Annotated in this window: 2 protein-coding genes; both read right to left on the bottom strand. The window is 44.2% G+C overall.

All coding sequences use genetic code 11. The features are described 5' to 3' along the window. On the bottom strand, positions 1-618 hold a 618-nt coding region (locus KQI22_RS13640; RefSeq protein WP_216553413.1), incomplete at its 3' end, for an ATP-binding protein. A 6-nt stretch (positions 619-624) separates the two neighbouring features. Then, a partial coding sequence (gene istA / locus KQI22_RS13635) for an IS21 family transposase (protein WP_216553410.1) occupies positions 625-1,776 on the bottom strand: 1,152 nt, incomplete at its 5' end.

Below are 1,776 nucleotides of genomic sequence, written 5' to 3'. Positions count from 1 at the left end.
CTCCTCGAACTCATACTGGGAACAGAAAATCGTTGAAGATTTCTTGCGTCTACGATGGAGTAGCTCGAATATATCTCTTTGCTCTGATTCCGTTGGTTTCAATAGAAGCCATTCATCCAAAATCAGAACAACTGGATTGGCATACTTAGCCATTACCTTTTTGTAGTTGCCATCTGTCCGTGCCATCTCCAGATCAATAAGCAGATCAGGCAGGCGCACATATTTGGTATGGTAATACTGCTTACAGGCTTCCATGCCAAACGCACAGGCCATGTAAGTTTTACCGCAGCCTGTAGCACCGGTAATAAAAAGATTCCGGTGTTCAGATATATATTCGCAAGTAGCAAGTCTACGAATCAGTTCCTTGTTTAGCTTGCGCCCGGAAGTATAATTAATATCCATGATATTTGCTTCCGGCTGGTCGAATCCGGCATTCCTGGTCAGTCTTTTGAGACGGTTATTCTTGCGGCTGCTGTATTCGATGTCTACCAGCATTCCCAAGCGGTCTTCAAAAGGAACTTCCTTAAATTTAGGATCGTCAAGCTGGTTACGGAATGCATCTGCCATTGTGGTAAGGCGCATTTCAATAAGTTTATCTATTGTACTCTGATTTGTCATATGTGATTACCTCCGATAGTAGTCAGCACCTCTTGTGATGCCATGTGCTTTATGTGTGGTCTTGGATCCAGATAATTCTGGTTCCGTTTTTACAGAACCAGTTACAAGAATGTTTTTGATGCTCTTGTAACTGGGCGAAGCTGTATAGGATAATGCCTTTTTACAGGCGGCTTCAAGCAAAGCTTCTGAGTATTTTTCAGTAAGCTTCAGAAGTCCCATACAACTCCTATAAGTCTGTTGTTCCACACGCTTGGAGGTCAGTATTGCATTGACCACAGTGTACGTATTTATGCCAATCCGCTCAGCCCATTTGCGGAAGCGGTCGCCATTCCACTCTAAATACTTCTGGTGGTCTTCAGGCATATGCTCTGTAATGGTGCTGTACTGCCCGGGGCGTCCTTTCAGACGGCGATGGGAAGCAATGCGGTTATGGTTGTAAAAAATTTCAATGGTGGTATCTGATACCTTTACATCAACTTTCTTTTTGATGTATTCATATGGAACTGAGTATAGCATTCCATCCACAGATATGTGATAATTGAACTGGACGGTGGCTGTCTTCCAGTCACTCAGTTCAAAGCGGGTAGCAGGTAATGGCGAAAGTAACGGCTTTTCATCTTCAAGGAATAAGTCCAACCGGCTGCCCTCTTTCTTTTGAAAGAGCCTTCGATTGAATTGTTCCAGTTTTTCTCTGATTGCACGGTTTAATTCGGCAAGGGAGAAGAACTGTTCATCCCGAAGCGCTGCTGTAATCCAGGTAGAAATATTTCCTACCGTTCCCTCGGCATTCGGCTTATCTTTTGGAGCCCTGACACGTGCCGGGATAATGGCGGTGCCATAGTGTTCGGCCATCTCCTGATAGGTTTCATTGATTTGCTGGTCTTTAAAACCACCATTATGGACAACCGCAGTTTTACAGTTATCTGGTACGAGAATTCTGGCAACGCCACAAAAATATTCATACATATGGACATGAGCAGTGATCCATGATTTCTGCTTCATATCCAGAAAGGCTTCTACATACGCATACTGGCTGTAGGTCATTACACCTACGAATATGTAAGCCTTTAAAATTTCACCGGTATCCGGGTCGATGATTGTTGCAGGATCCCCTGCCCAGTCAACTTCAACCTGCTCACCGGGTTTGCGATTGATGTG

This window comes from Kineothrix sp. MSJ-39 (genome assembly GCF_018917935.1).
Classification (GTDB): Bacteria; Bacillota; Clostridia; order Lachnospirales; family Lachnospiraceae; genus CAG-194.
This window is presented reverse-complemented; position numbering and strand designations above follow the sequence as displayed.